Annotated in this window: 11 protein-coding genes; 9 read left to right on the forward strand and 2 right to left on the reverse strand. The window is 65.6% G+C overall.

Annotation, left to right across the window (positions count from 1 at the left end):
* The first annotated feature begins 51 nt into the window (after positions 1 to 51).
* From amaB to G4G71_RS06180, 9 genes are all read left to right on the forward strand, one after another.
* Positions 52 to 1,542, forward strand: coding sequence for an L-piperidine-6-carboxylate dehydrogenase (gene amaB / locus G4G71_RS06140; protein WP_169936164.1), 1,491 nt, complete (start codon positions 52 to 54; stop codon positions 1,540 to 1,542).
* 273 nt (positions 1,543 to 1,815) lie between these two features.
* Positions 1,816 to 3,099 carry an L-pipecolate oxidase gene (gene amaA / locus G4G71_RS06145; protein WP_169936166.1) on the forward strand — a complete coding sequence of 428 codons (1,284 nt, stop codon included), beginning with the start codon at positions 1,816 to 1,818 and terminating at the stop codon, positions 3,097 to 3,099.
* Positions 3,100 to 3,519: 420 nt separating this feature from the next.
* Positions 3,520 to 4,656, forward strand: coding sequence for a branched-chain amino acid ABC transporter substrate-binding protein (locus tag G4G71_RS06150; protein WP_169936168.1), 1,137 nt, complete (start codon positions 3,520 to 3,522; stop codon positions 4,654 to 4,656).
* 135 nt (positions 4,657 to 4,791) lie between these two features.
* Complete coding sequence (locus tag G4G71_RS06155; RefSeq protein ID WP_054906392.1) at positions 4,792 to 5,706, forward strand: ABC transporter permease subunit; 915 nt, start codon at positions 4,792 to 4,794, stop codon at positions 5,704 to 5,706.
* 2 nt (positions 5,707 to 5,708) lie between these two features.
* Positions 5,709 to 7,013: a high-affinity branched-chain amino acid ABC transporter permease LivM gene (gene livM, locus G4G71_RS06160; RefSeq protein WP_169936170.1), complete on the forward strand. Its 1,305-nt coding sequence runs from the start codon at positions 5,709 to 5,711 to the stop codon at positions 7,011 to 7,013.
* Positions 7,010 to 7,885, forward strand: coding sequence for an ABC transporter ATP-binding protein (locus G4G71_RS06165; RefSeq protein WP_024765989.1), 876 nt, complete (start codon positions 7,010 to 7,012; stop codon positions 7,883 to 7,885). Before livM ends, G4G71_RS06165 begins: the two co-directional genes overlap by 4 nt.
* A complete protein-coding gene (locus tag G4G71_RS06170; protein ID WP_169936172.1) occupies positions 7,882 to 8,598 on the forward strand; it encodes an ABC transporter ATP-binding protein in 717 nt (238 codons plus the stop codon). Before G4G71_RS06165 ends, G4G71_RS06170 begins: the two co-directional genes overlap by 4 nt.
* Before the next feature lie 207 nt (positions 8,599 to 8,805).
* Positions 8,806 to 9,729 (forward strand): bifunctional Delta(1)-pyrroline-2-carboxylate/Delta(1)-piperideine-2-carboxylate reductase, encoded by a 924-nt coding sequence (gene lhpI, locus G4G71_RS06175; RefSeq protein WP_169936175.1) that lies wholly within the window; start codon positions 8,806 to 8,808, stop codon positions 9,727 to 9,729.
* 516 nt (positions 9,730 to 10,245) lie between these two features.
* Complete coding sequence (locus G4G71_RS06180) at positions 10,246 to 11,010, forward strand: SDR family oxidoreductase (protein ID WP_169936177.1); 765 nt, start codon at positions 10,246 to 10,248, stop codon at positions 11,008 to 11,010.
* Between the two features lie 300 nt (positions 11,011 to 11,310).
* On the opposite strand, the gene G4G71_RS06185 is transcribed toward G4G71_RS06180, so the two are convergent.
* Both G4G71_RS06185 and ureG read right to left on the reverse strand, forming a co-directional pair.
* The gene (locus tag G4G71_RS06185; protein ID WP_169936179.1) at positions 11,311 to 11,883 is read right to left on the reverse strand and encodes a HupE/UreJ family protein; all 573 of its coding nucleotides are present in this window, start codon (positions 11,881 to 11,883) and stop codon (positions 11,311 to 11,313) included.
* Between the two features lie 59 nt (positions 11,884 to 11,942).
* Positions 11,943 to 12,557, reverse strand: a complete 615-nt coding sequence (gene ureG, locus G4G71_RS06190) for an urease accessory protein UreG (protein WP_037012004.1) — start codon at positions 12,555 to 12,557, stop codon at positions 11,943 to 11,945.
* Position 12,558: the final 1 nt, after the last annotated feature.

Raw genomic sequence — 12,558 nt, forward strand, 5'->3', positions numbered from 1 at the left:
GTTTATTACTGCTGGCATTCCAACTGGTTCTGAACCCATTCAGGAGTCCGCATGATTTCCGCACTGCTCGAATCCCTCGGCGTCGACGCCCGCCTGGTCACCGGTGGCGATCAGCTCATCCACACTCCCATCGACGGCAGCCGCCTGGGCGCGGTGCGCCTGGAAAGCGCCGCCGAGGTGGAGCAGAAGATCGGCCGCGCCGCCCATGCCTTCGACGCCTGGCGCAAGGTGCCGGCGCCGCGCCGCGGCGAGCTGGTGCGGCTGTTCGGCGAGGAGCTGCGGGCGAGCAAGGCGGCGTTGGGCGAGCTGGTGTCCTGGGAGGCGGGCAAGATCACCCAGGAAGGCCTGGGCGAAGTGCAGGAAATGATCGACATCTGCGACTTCGCCGTCGGCCTGTCGCGCCAGCTCTACGGCCTGACCATCGCCTCCGAGCGCCCGGGCCACCACATGCGCGAAACCTGGCATCCGCTGGGCGTGGTCGGGGTGATCAGCGCCTTCAACTTCCCGGTCGCCGTGTGGTCGTGGAACACCGCGCTGGCGCTGGTGTGCGGCAACTCGGTGGTGTGGAAGCCGTCGGAGAAAACCCCGCTCACCGCGCTGGCCTGCCAGGCGCTGTTCGAGCGCGCGCTGAAGAAATTCGGCGATGCGCCGGAGCACCTCAGCCAGGTGGTGATTGGTAATCGCAGCGCTGGCGAAGCGCTGGTGGATGACGTGCGCGTCGCCCTGGTCAGCGCCACCGGCAGCACCCGCATGGGCAGCGAAGTCGGCCCGCGCGTGGCGGCCCGCTTCGGTCGCAGCATTCTCGAACTGGGCGGCAACAACGCGATGATCCTGGCGCCCAGTGCTGACCTCGACATGGCCGTGCGCGCCGTGCTGTTCAGCGCCGTCGGCACCGCCGGGCAGCGCTGCACCACGCTGCGTCGGCTGATTGCCCACGAGTCGGTGAAGGACGAGTTCGTCAGCCGTCTGAAGACGGCGTATTCCAAGGTGCGCATCGGCCATCCGCTGGAAGGCAACCTGATCGGCCCGCTGATCGATGAACGCAGCTTCCTGGCCATGCAGGGCGCGCTGGAGCAGGCGCGTGGCGAGGGCGGCGTGGTGTTCGGCGGCGAGCGCCAACTGGCTGATAAATTCCCCAACGCCTATTACGTGTCGCCGGCCATCGTCGAGATGCCCGAGCAGAGCGACGTGGTGCGCAGCGAGACCTTTGCGCCGATCCTCTACGTGGTGCCCTACAAGGACTTCAACGACGCGGTGGCGCTGAACAATGGCGTACCGCAGGGGCTGTCGTCCTGCATCTTCACCACCGACCTGCGCGAGGCGGAAGCCTTCATCTCGGCGGTGGGCAGCGACTGCGGCATCGCCAACGTCAACATCGGCCCCAGCGGTGCAGAAATCGGTGGCGCCTTCGGTGGCGAGAAGGAAACCGGCGGCGGCCGTGAGTCCGGCTCCGACGCCTGGAAGGGCTATATGCGTCGGCAGACCAACACCGTGAACTACTCGCGGGAACTGCCACTGGCGCAGGGCATAGTCTTCGACTGATGGCACCGGGGCCATGGGCCCCTGTAGGAGCGAGCTTGCTCGCGAACGGAGTCCGGCTGGACTTCGGCGTCATGCGGTTCGCGAGCAAGCTCGCTCCTACACAAAGGCCTCGGCTCGCGATGTGGGCTTGCTGTACAGCACCGTAGGGCGAATAACCTGGCACAGGTTATCCGCCAGCCATCTGCGGCGGATAACGCTGGCGCGTTATGCGCCCTACGACGGCCCAACCGCCGTACAGAGTCATTCACAAGGTTCGCGTAGAAGGATCGCTGGATGTCGCTTCGCCAAGAATGTCTGTGGGAATACCTGACCCCCGATCGCCCGGAAGCTCCGGAGCTGCGCGGGGATCGCAAGGTCGACGTGTGTGTCATCGGCGCGGGCTTCACCGGCCTGTCCGCCGCGCTGCATCTGCTGGAGCGGGGCCAGACGGTTTGTGTGCTGGAAGCCCACACCACCGGGCACGGTGGCTCGGGGCGCAACGTCGGGCTGGTCAACGCCGGCCTGTGGATTCCCCCGGACGAGATCGAGGCGGGCATGGGCGCGGAGGTCGGCCAGCGGGTCAACCGCATGCTCGGCAACGCGCCTTCGCTGGTGTTCTCCCTGATCGACAAGTACGGCATCGACTGCCAGGCGCGCCGCGAAGGCACCCTGCACATGGCGCACAACGCCCGCGGCCTGGCTGACCTGCGCAGCCGCTGCGAGCAATGGGGCCGCCGTGGCGCCCCAGTGGAACTGCTCACTGGCGCCGACTGCGAGCAAGCCTGCGGCACCGACAAGATCGCCGGCGCGCTGCTCGACCGCCGCGCTGGCACGCTCAATCCCATGGCTTACGTCAGCGGCCTCGCCCGCGCGGTGGTGGGCCTGGGCGGTGAGCTGTACCACCATTCCCCGGTGGTCGGCCTGGTGCGCGTAGGCAACGCGTGGAACGTGATCACTGCCGGTGGCGTGGTCACCGCCGAGCAGGTGGTGATCGCCTCCAGCGCCTATACCGAAGGCGAATGGACCGAGCTGCGTCGCACCTTCTTCCCCGGTTACTACTACCAGGTCGCCTCGCGTCCGCTGGAGGGTGCCGAAGCTGCGCGCATCCTGCCGGGCGGGCAGGGCTCCTGGGATACCCGACAGGTGCTCAGCAGCATCCGCCGCGACGCCGACGGCCGCCTGCTGCTCGGCAGTCTCGGCAAGGGCACCGGCAAGCCGGCGTGGTTCCTGAAAAGCTGGGCGGATCGCATCCAGCAGCACTACTTCCCCAGGCTGGGCAAGGTGGACTGGGAATTCACCTGGACCGGTTGCATCGACTTCACCCCCGACCACCTCATGCGCCTGTTCGAGCCAGCGCCGGGGCTGGTCGCCATGAGCGGCTACAACGGCCGCGGCGTCACCACCGGCACGGTGGTGGGCAAGGCCTTCGCCGACTTTCTGCTGGACGGGGACGCCAGCGCCCTGCCGATGCCGCTGCGGCCGATGGAGGAAATCTCTGCCGTGGGCCTGCGCAGCTGTCTGTACGAAGCCGGCTTCTCCCTCTACCACGCCGGGCAGTGCCTGCGGGTGGTGATCTGAGCCTGCCGCGAAGGCGGCGCAAGCCGCCTCCGGGGTAGCCCGCCAACGCTCGCTGCACTTTGGTCTAGCCTCTTATGGTGCGTTACCCCGGCGGGTCTGCACCGCGGATGTGCAGTTCGGTGACAGCGATGGTTACGGTTGGGGTTGCGCCTGTGGTGGCTGGAAAAAGACCGCCCACGGGAAGGTGGGTTGCGCCCTTTTGACTGATTGGTTGCACCTTCTGCTTTCAATGGGTTGCACGTGTCTAGCGCTTGATGTCTGCCAGCTCGAGCTGTTTTCGCTGTAGGACTTGGTTAATAACAAAAACGAATGGCACGCCGCTTGCTGTTGATTGATCGCTAAGTCGCTGAATCGCTGAACGAGAAATCGCCAACAAGAAATACAACGCGCCATTACAAAAACCCTCAGGAGCAAAACTCCATGTCGCAGAAGATTTACAGAAAAGGTTTTCTGGCTCTGGCGGTCACCACCGCGCTGGGCATGTCTTCCGTAGTACAGGCCGATGTCGTTATCGGGGTCGCAGGACCGCACACCGGGGCCAACGCCTCGTTCGGGGAACAGTACTGGCGTGGGGCTAGCCAGGCCGCGGAAGACATCAACGCCGCCGGCGGTATCAATGGCGAGAAGATCAAGCTGGTGAAGGCGGACGACGCCTGCGAACCGAAACAGGCCGTGGCCGTCGCCAACCGCCTGGTGGACCAGGACAAGGCGGTCGCCGTGGTCGGCCACTTCTGCTCCTCCTCCACCATCCCCGCCTCGGAGGTCTACGACGAGGCCGGCATCATCGCCATCACTCCCGGTTCCACCAACCCGCAGGTCACCGAGCGCGGCCTTTCCGGCATGTTCCGCATGTGCGGCCGTGACGACCAGCAGGGCATTGTCGCCGGCGACTACATCGTCGACGTGCTGAAGGCGAAGAAAGTCGCGGTGATCCACGACAAGGACACCTATGGCCAGGGCCTGGCGGACGCGACCCGCGCGCAGCTGAACAAGCGCGGCGTGAAGGAAGTGCTGTACGAAGGCCTTACCCGTGGCGAGAAGGACTTCAACGCCCTGGTCACCAAGATCCGCGCCTCGGGCGCAGAAGTCGTCTACTTCGGCGGCCTGCACCCGGAAGCCGGCCCGCTGGTCCGCCAGATGCGCGAGCAGGGTCTGACCGCCAAGTTCATGTCCGATGACGGCATCGTCACCGACGAACTGGTCACCACCGCCGGCGGCCCGCAGTACGTCAAGGGCGTCCTGATGACCTTCGGCGCCGACCCGCGCCTGATCCCGGACGGCAAGGCCGTGGTGGAGAAATTCCGCGCCAATGGCTTCGAGCCGGAAGGCTACACCCTCTACGCCTACTCCTCGGTTCAGGCCCTGGCCGCTGCCTTCAACGGCGCGGGCAAGACCGACCCGGCGAAGGCCAGCGCCTGGCTGAAGGCCAATCCGGTACAGACCGTGATGGGCAAGAAGGAGTGGGACAAGAAAGGCGACCTGAAAGTCTCCGACTACGTGGTCTACGAGTGGGACGACAAGGGCAAGTACCACCAGCTCGACGCGTTCAAGAAGTAACCGCCTGACCCGGCCGGCGCCGCTACCCGCGGCGCCGGCTTCCCCGCAGGTCGGCGGTACGCGCGCAGCTGGTCACGAGCCGGTGATTGCGCGAGCCGTCAGCCTTTCCTGCCCTGCTTGCGCGAGTACCCAATCGTGGACGGTATCTTCCTTCAGCAAATGATCAACGGGCTGACCCTTGGGTCGGTCTACGGTCTGATCGCCATCGGCTACACGATGGTCTACGGCATCATCGGCATGATCAACTTCGCCCATGGCGAGGTGTACATGATCTCCGCCTATCTCTCGGCAGTGGGCCTGGCCCTGCTGGCCTTCTTCGGCCTGCAGTCGTTCCCGCTGCTGATCCTCGGCACCCTGGTCTTCACCATCTTCGTTACCGGCGTGTACGGCTGGGTGATCGAGCGCATCGCCTACAAGCCGCTGCGCAACTCCACGCGCCTGGCGCCGCTGATCTCCGCCATCGGCATGTCGCTGATCCTGCAGAACTACGTGCAGCTGGCCCAGGGCCCGCGCCAGCAAGGTGTGCCGACCCTGCTCGACGGCGCCTTCAAGTTCCACATCGGCGAAGGCTTTGTGCAGCTGACCTACACCAAGGTGTTCATCCTCATCGCCGCCTTCGTCGGCATGGGCGTGCTGACCTACGTGATTCAGTACACCAAGCTCGGGCGCATGTGCCGCGCCACCCAGCAGGACCGCAAGATGGCCTCGATCCTGGGGATCAACACCGACCGGGTGATCTCCTACGTGTTCGTCATCGGCGCCGCCATGGCCGCGCTGGCTGGCGTGCTGATCACCATGAACTACGGCACCTTCGACTTCTACGCCGGCTTCATCATCGGCATCAAGGCGTTCACCGCCGCGGTGCTCGGCGGCATCGGCTCGCTGCCCGGCGCCATGCTCGGCGGGCTGATCCTGGGCGTGGCCGAGGCGCAGTTCTCCGGCATGGTGAATACCGACTTCAAGGACGTGTTCGCCTTCGGCCTGCTGGTGACCATCCTGATCTTCCGACCGCAAGGGCTCCTGGGTCGTCCCCAGGTATCGAAGGTGTAAGCATGACGTCCGTTACCCAGACTTCAGCCGCGCCTAAACCTGCGCGCATCGATATCAGGAAGAGCCTCATCGACACCGTGCTGGCCGGCCTGATCGCCCTGATCGTGTTCGGCCCCATCGTCGGCATCGTGCTCGATGGCTACAGCTTCAAGGTCGAACCGCTCCGCCTGGCCTGGATGATCGGCGCGGTGATGCTCGGCCGCCTGCTGCTCAGCCTGTTTCTGCAGACGCCCGCCGGCCTGCGCATCATGGACCGCTTCGAGAGCTCCGACTCCGGCATCAGCGTACTGCCGCCGGGCTACAAGACGCGCCTGCGCTGGATAGTCCCGCTGGTGATCCTGGCCGCGGTGATCTTCCCGTTCTTCGCCAGCAAGTACCTGCTCACCGTGATCATCCTCGGGCTGATCTACGTGCTGCTCGGCCTTGGCCTGAACATCGTGGTTGGCCTCGCCGGCCTGCTCGATCTCGGCTACGTGGCCTTCTACGCCATCGGCGCCTATGGCCTCGCGCTGGGCTACCAGTACCTCGGCCTGGGCTTCTGGACGGTACTGCCACTGGCGGCCATCGTCGCCGCGCTGGCGGGGGCGCTACTGGGCTTCCCGGTGCTGCGAATGCACGGTGACTACCTCGCCATCGTGACCCTGGGCTTCGGTGAGATCATCCGCCTGATCCTCAACAACTGGCTGTCCTTCACCGGCGGCCCGAACGGCATGCCGGTGCCGGCGCCGACCTTCTTCGGTCTCGAATTCGGCCGCCGGGCGAAGGAGGGCGGCACGCCGATCCACGAGTTCCTCGGCATCGATTACAACCAGAACTTCAAGTTCCTGTTCATCTACATCGTGTTGTTCCTGGTCGTCATGCTGGTGCTCTACATCAAGCACCGGCTGACCCGCATGCCGGTCGGGCGCGCCTGGGAAGCGCTGCGCGAGGACGAGATCGCCTGCCGCGCCATGGGCCTGAACCACGTGCTGGTGAAACTCTCGGCCTTCATGCTCGGTGCCTCCACCGCGGGCCTGGCCGGGGTGTTCTTCGCCAGCTACCAGGGCTTCGTCAACCCGTCGTCGTTCACCTTCTTCGAGTCGGCGCTGATCCTCGCCATCGTGGTGCTGGGCGGCATGGGTTCGACGGTGGGCGTGGTGATCGCCGCGTTCGTCCTCACCGTGGCGCCGGAACTGCTGCGCAGCTTCGCCGACTACCGCGTGCTGCTGTTCGGCATCCTCATGGTGCTGATGATGATCTGGCGTCCGCGCGGGCTGATCCGTATCAGTCGTAGCGGCTTTGCCGTACGCAAGGGGGTGGCGCCATGAGCGGCGACAAGATCCTCAGCGTCGAGCACCTGATGATGCACTTCGGCGGCATCAAGGCGCTCAACGACGTCAACCTCGACGTGGAACGCGGCTCCATCACCGCGTTGATCGGACCCAACGGCGCCGGCAAGACCACCGTGTTCAACTGCCTCACCGGTTTCTACAAGGCCACCGGCGGCAACATCCTGCTCAACACCCAGGGCGGCACCACCGACGTCATCAAGGTGCTCGGTCAGCCGTTCCAGGGCGGCGACTTCGTCAACCCGGCGCAGTTCGGCAACCGCCTGTACTACAAGATGTTCGGCGGCACTCACCTGGTGAACCGCGCCGGCCTGGCGCGCACCTTCCAGAACATCCGTCTGTTCCGCGAGATGTCGGTGGTGGAGAACCTGCTGGTGGCCCAGCACATGTTCGTCAACCGCAACCTCATCGCCGGCGTGCTCAATACCCCCGGCTACCGCCGCGCGGAAAGCGAAGCGCTGGACCACGCCTTCTACTGGCTGGAAGTGGTGGACCTGGTGGACTGCGCCAACCGCCTGGCCGGCGAGATGTCCTATGGGCAGCAGCGCCGCCTGGAGATCGCCCGCGCCATGTGCACCCGGCCCGAGCTGATCTGCCTCGATGAGCCGGCTGCCGGCCTCAACCCGGCCGAGACCCAGGCGCTGGCGCGGATCGTCCGCTATCTGCGCGACCACCACGGCATCACCGTGCTACTGATCGAGCACGACATGGGCATGGTGATGAACATCTCCGACCACATCATCGTGCTCGACCACGGCGTGGTCATTGCCCGCGGCGGCCCGGAGGAGATTCGCCACAACGACAAGGTCATTGCCGCCTATCTCGGCGCAGACGAAGAGGAGCTGGCATGACGGCGCCGATGTTGGAATTCCGTGAGGTCGATGTGTTCTACGGGCCGATTCAGGCGCTGAAGAAAGTCTCGCTGACCGTCAACGAGGGGGAGACCGTGGCGCTGATCGGCGCCAACGGCGCGGGCAAGTCCACGCTGCTGATGTCGATCTTCGGCCAGCCGCGCGCGGCGGGCGGCGCGATCCTCTACAAGGGTCAGGACATCCGCCACAAGTCCGCGCACTACGTGGCCTCCAACGGCATCGCGCAGTCGCCGGAAGGGCGCCGGGTGTTCCCCGACATGACCGTGGAGGAGAACCTGCTGATGGGCACCATCCCCATCGGCGTGGACCACGCCCAGGAGGACATGCAGCGCATGTTCGACCTCTTCCCGCGCCTGAAGGAGCGACGCAACCAGCGCGCCATGACCATGTCCGGCGGCGAGCAGCAGATGCTCGCCATCGCCCGTGCGCTGATGAGCCGGCCCAAGCTGCTGCTGCTCGACGAGCCTTCGCTGGGGCTTGCGCCCATCGTGGTCAAGCAGATCTTCCAGACCCTGCGCGAGCTGGCGCAGAGCGGGATGACGCTGTTCCTCGTGGAGCAGAACGCCAACCACGCGCTGAAGCTGTCCGACCGCGGCTACGTGATGGTCAACGGCGAGATCCGCCTGAGCGGCACGGGTGCGGAATTGTTGGGCAATCAGGAGGTTCGCAACGCGTATCTGGGCGGGCACTGATGCTCCGCTGAGCATGGGCCGGATTCCCTCCTGTCCGACATGGGCACTGCCGGTCGCCTTCCTCCCTCTCCCTAACCCTCTCCCTGAAGGGAGAGGGGACCGTTCGGTGCAGGTTGAAACCTTGATGTCAGCCGGCACAGACAGCTCCCTCTCCCCTCAGGGAGAGGGCGGGGGAGAGGGGCTTTCAATCTGCAGTACGAGGTCCCCATGCACGACCTTAAATTCCTCACCAACGCCGACGTCGCCCAGCGGCTGGGTTATCCCCAGCTGATCGAAGCCCTGCGCATCGGTCTCGCCCATGAGTGCGAAGCCCCGGTGCGCGGCTGCCATGAACTGCCCGAAAACGCCTCCCTGCTGACCATGCCGGTGTGGCGTCCCGGCCAGGAAATCGGTGTGAAACTGGTCACCGTGTTTCCCGGCAATGGCGCGAAGAACCTGCCGGCGGTCGCCGCGCTGTTCTGTCTCTTCGACGGCACCAGCGGCCGTCCGCTGGCGATGCTCGAAGCCTCGGAAATGACTGCCCGACGCACCGCCTGCACCTCCGCGCTGGCTGCCGATTACCTGGTGCGCCGCGATGCGCGGCGGCTGCTGGTGGTCGGCAGTGGCACGCTGGCGCCGCACATGGTCCGCGCTCACTGCTCGGTGCGCGAGTACGAGGACATCGCCCTTTGGGGCCGCCACGAAGACAAGGTGCAGGCCCTGGTGAAGCACTTGCAGGACGAAGGCTATCCTGCCCATGCCTGCCCCGATTTGCGTGGTGGAGTCGCGGCGGCGGATTGCATCAGCTGCGTCACCACGTCTCGCGAGCCCATCGTACTCGGCGATTGGTTGCGCTCGGGCTGCCACCTCGATCTGGTCGGCGCGTTCCTGCCGAGCATGCGCGAGACCGACAGCGAAGCCGTGCGCCGCGCGCGCATCGTGGTCGACACCCGCGAAGGCGCACTGGAGGAGGCGGGCGACTTGCTGATCCCGATGGGCGAGGGCGTCATCGAGAAGAGCGCCATTGCTACCCAACTGAGCGACCTGTTGCAGGGGAGCGGTGTGCGCAGGGACGATAGCGAAATCACCCTGTTCAAGTCCGTCGGTTATGCACTGGAAGACCTGATCGCGGCGCGCCTGCTGGTGCAGTGAAGTTGTCCCGAAAATCTGTGGGCCGGGCTGTGGATAACATCTGGGAGAACGCTGCCAGGCCCCGTGGCCACAGGCGCCGTCGCGGGCGGTCGAATTCTGTTCGATTACCCCGCAACCCCTGTATGGATGGACAGGTACGGCTTCGCGGAAAAGTTCCGGGAAACTGACAATTGTCCCCGTCAGCCGTTGAAAGACCTGTGGATAACCTTGGGAAGAACTTCTCCAGCGCAACGGCGGCGCGGCCTGCGCTGGTACGCTCGAAAATCGTCCAGCGAAAAGGACGCTTTCAGTTTGCCCACAGAATCCGTGGAGCAGCCTGTGGAAAAGGTGAGCGCAACTTGCGGCAGGCCCGTGACCACGGGGCTTTCAGGCAGCTGTGCGGGTTTTATCCAGCGCGGCTGTAACGCAAGGCGGGCAGTCCGGGCTGTTATGCTCGACCGACCGACAAGAACGCGCGCGGCACGAATGTCCGGCATGCACCGGTGACGGCGGCGCCAGCAAAAGAGGATTTCAGTGATGACCACTCCCACCCTGTTCATTACCGGCGCAACTTCCGGCTTCGGCGAAGCCTGTGCGCGACGTTTCGCCCGTGACGGCTGGTCGCTGGTGATCACCGGCCGCCGTGAGGATCGCCTGAATGCTCTGGCCCAGGAGCTTTCCACCGAGACCGACGTGCTGCCGCTGGTACTCGACGTGCGCGACCGCGCGGCGATGACCGCTGCCGTGGACAGCCTGCCGGAGAAGTTCGCCAAGCTGCGTGGCCTGATCAACAACGCCGGCCTCGCACTGGGCACCGACCCGGCGCAGGAATGCGAGCTGGATGACTGGGACACCATGGTCGACACCAATATCAAGGGCCTGATGTACGCCACCCGCCTGCTGCTGCCGCGCCTGATCGCCCATGGCCCGGGCGCGAGCATCCTCAACCTCGGCTCGGTGGCCGGCCACTGGCCCTATCCGGGCGGCCATGTGTACGGCGCCACCAAGGCCTTCGTCGAGCAGTTCTCGCTGAACCTGCGCTGCGACCTGCAGGGCACTGGCGTGCGCGTCACCAATCTCGAGCCGGGCATGTGCGAGAGCGAGTTCTCCCTGGTGCGCTTCGGCGGCGACCAGGCCAAGTACGACAAGACCTACGCCGGCGCCGAGCCGATCCAGTCCGCGGACATCGCCGAGACCATCCACTGGATCCTCAACCAGCCGCCGCACATCAACATCAATACCCTGGAGATCATGCCGGTGAGCCAGGCGTGGGCGGGGTTCTCGGTGCATCGCAAGGGGTGAGGCAGCGCCGGATTCTGGCAGCTTTGCCGCCGCACTTCTTGTGCGAAGTTTCCCTCTCCCGCTTGAGGAGCGTGGTGCGCAGCGTGGTTCTGGGGGAGGGCTTCAGATCTTGTAGGAGCGGACTTCGTCCGCGATAGGTTCCCGGCGCGCTGGGGGGCATCGCGGACGAAGTCCGCTCCTACGCTCCCACCGATGTACCGATGTACCGATGTACCGACTTTTTTGTAGGAGCGAGCTTGCTCGCGAACGGCCTCGCAGCGGGGTTGGTTCGCGAGCAAGCTCGCTCCTACGAAAGGCAGGTCAGCCGGCGAGCAGCCATGCACCCGCGCCTGCCGAAGCCAGCCCGGCGGCACGCACCAGCGGTGCCGCCGCTTGTGGCAACAGACGAACAATCCCGTAACCGGCTGCATGCAGCGCAGCGGTTGCCGCGACGAAGCCGGCGGCATACAGCCACGGGCTGCTCAGTTCCGGCAGTTCCAGTCCATGGGCCACACCGTGGGCGAGGGCGAACAACGCGGTTGCGCCCATCGCCAGGAACAGCGGCGGGCGCGCGGCCAGCGCAACGCACAGGCCCAGCGCGAGCACGGAAGCGGCAATGCCGGTTTCCATGAACGGCATCTGCATTCCCTCGAAACCGAGCAATCCGCCGATCAGCATGGTGCCGACGAAGGTGCAGGGCAGCGCCAGTCGCGCCGCGCCCTTCTGCTGCGCGGCCCAGAGGCCGACGGCGAGCATCGCCAGCAGGTGGTCGAGGCCGGTGATGGGGTGCGCGATGCCGGCGATCAGGCCGTGGTCGCCGTGGCCCGGATGGGCGAAAGCCACCGCCGGGGTGAGGAACAGCGCCAGGCTGTAGAGGGCTTTGCGCAATTGCATGGATAACTCCCTGGTTCTTGTCGTGGGGCGACCGTTCTTCCGCGGCCGCGAAAAGGGCATCAGGCCGCGGTCAGCAGTCCCTGGCGTTCGATGAAGGTGATGATCTCGGCCAGGCCCTGGCCGGTCTTCTGGTTGCTGAAGACGAAGGGTTTGTCGCCGCGCATGCGCGAGGCGTCCTGGTCCATGACTTCCAGCGAGGCGCCCACCAGCGGGGCGAGGTCGATCTTGTTGATCACCAGCAGGTCGGACTTGCAGATACCCGGCCCGCCCTTGCGCGGAATCTTGTCGCCGGCGGAGACGTCGATCACGTAGAGGGTCAGGTCCGACAGCTCGGGGCTGAAGGTGGCGGAGAGGTTGTCACCGCCGGATTCCACCAGGATCAGGTCGAGGCCGGGGAAGCGCCGGTTGAGCTGGTCCACCGCCTCAAGGTTGATCGAGGCGTCCTCGCGGATCGCCGTGTGCGGGCAGCCACCGGTTTCCACACCGATGATCCGCTCCGGCTCCAGCGCCTCGTTGCGCACCAGGAATTGCGCATCTTCCTGGGTGTAGATGTCGTTGGTGACCACGGCGATGTTGTAGCGCTGGCGCAGGGCGCGGCACAGCGCCAGGGTCAGGGCAGTCTTGCCGGAGCCCACCGGGCCGCCGATGCCGACGCGAAGAGGTTGAGAGTTCATG

The sequence above is a fragment of the Pseudomonas multiresinivorans genome (genome assembly GCF_012971725.1).
In the GTDB taxonomy this organism is placed as follows: Bacteria; Pseudomonadota; Gammaproteobacteria; order Pseudomonadales; family Pseudomonadaceae; genus Pseudomonas; species Pseudomonas multiresinivorans.

What these genes read in the sequence shown, in the direction of transcription:
- amaB (WP_169936164.1), top strand. Translation starts at nt 52, where the DNA reads ATGATTTCCGCACTGCTCGAATCCCTCGGCGTCGACGCCCGCCTGGTC.
- amaA (WP_169936166.1), top strand. Translation starts at nt 1,816, where the DNA reads ATGTCGCTTCGCCAAGAATGTCTGTGGGAATACCTGACCCCCGATCGC.
- G4G71_RS06150 (WP_169936168.1), top strand. Translation starts at nt 3,520, where the DNA reads ATGTCGCAGAAGATTTACAGAAAAGGTTTTCTGGCTCTGGCGGTCACC.
- livM (WP_169936170.1), top strand. Translation starts at nt 5,709, where the DNA reads ATGACGTCCGTTACCCAGACTTCAGCCGCGCCTAAACCTGCGCGCATC.
- G4G71_RS06165 (WP_024765989.1), top strand. Translation starts at nt 7,010, where the DNA reads ATGAGCGGCGACAAGATCCTCAGCGTCGAGCACCTGATGATGCACTTC.
- G4G71_RS06170 (WP_169936172.1), top strand. Translation starts at nt 7,882, where the DNA reads ATGACGGCGCCGATGTTGGAATTCCGTGAGGTCGATGTGTTCTACGGG.
- lhpI (WP_169936175.1), top strand. Translation starts at nt 8,806, where the DNA reads ATGCACGACCTTAAATTCCTCACCAACGCCGACGTCGCCCAGCGGCTG.
- G4G71_RS06180 (WP_169936177.1), top strand. Translation starts at nt 10,246, where the DNA reads ATGACCACTCCCACCCTGTTCATTACCGGCGCAACTTCCGGCTTCGGC.
- G4G71_RS06185 (WP_169936179.1), bottom strand. Translation starts at nt 11,883, where the DNA reads ATGCAATTGCGCAAAGCCCTCTACAGCCTGGCGCTGTTCCTCACCCCG.
- ureG (WP_037012004.1), bottom strand. Translation starts at nt 12,557, where the DNA reads ATGAACTCTCAACCTCTTCGCGTCGGCATCGGCGGCCCGGTGGGCTCC.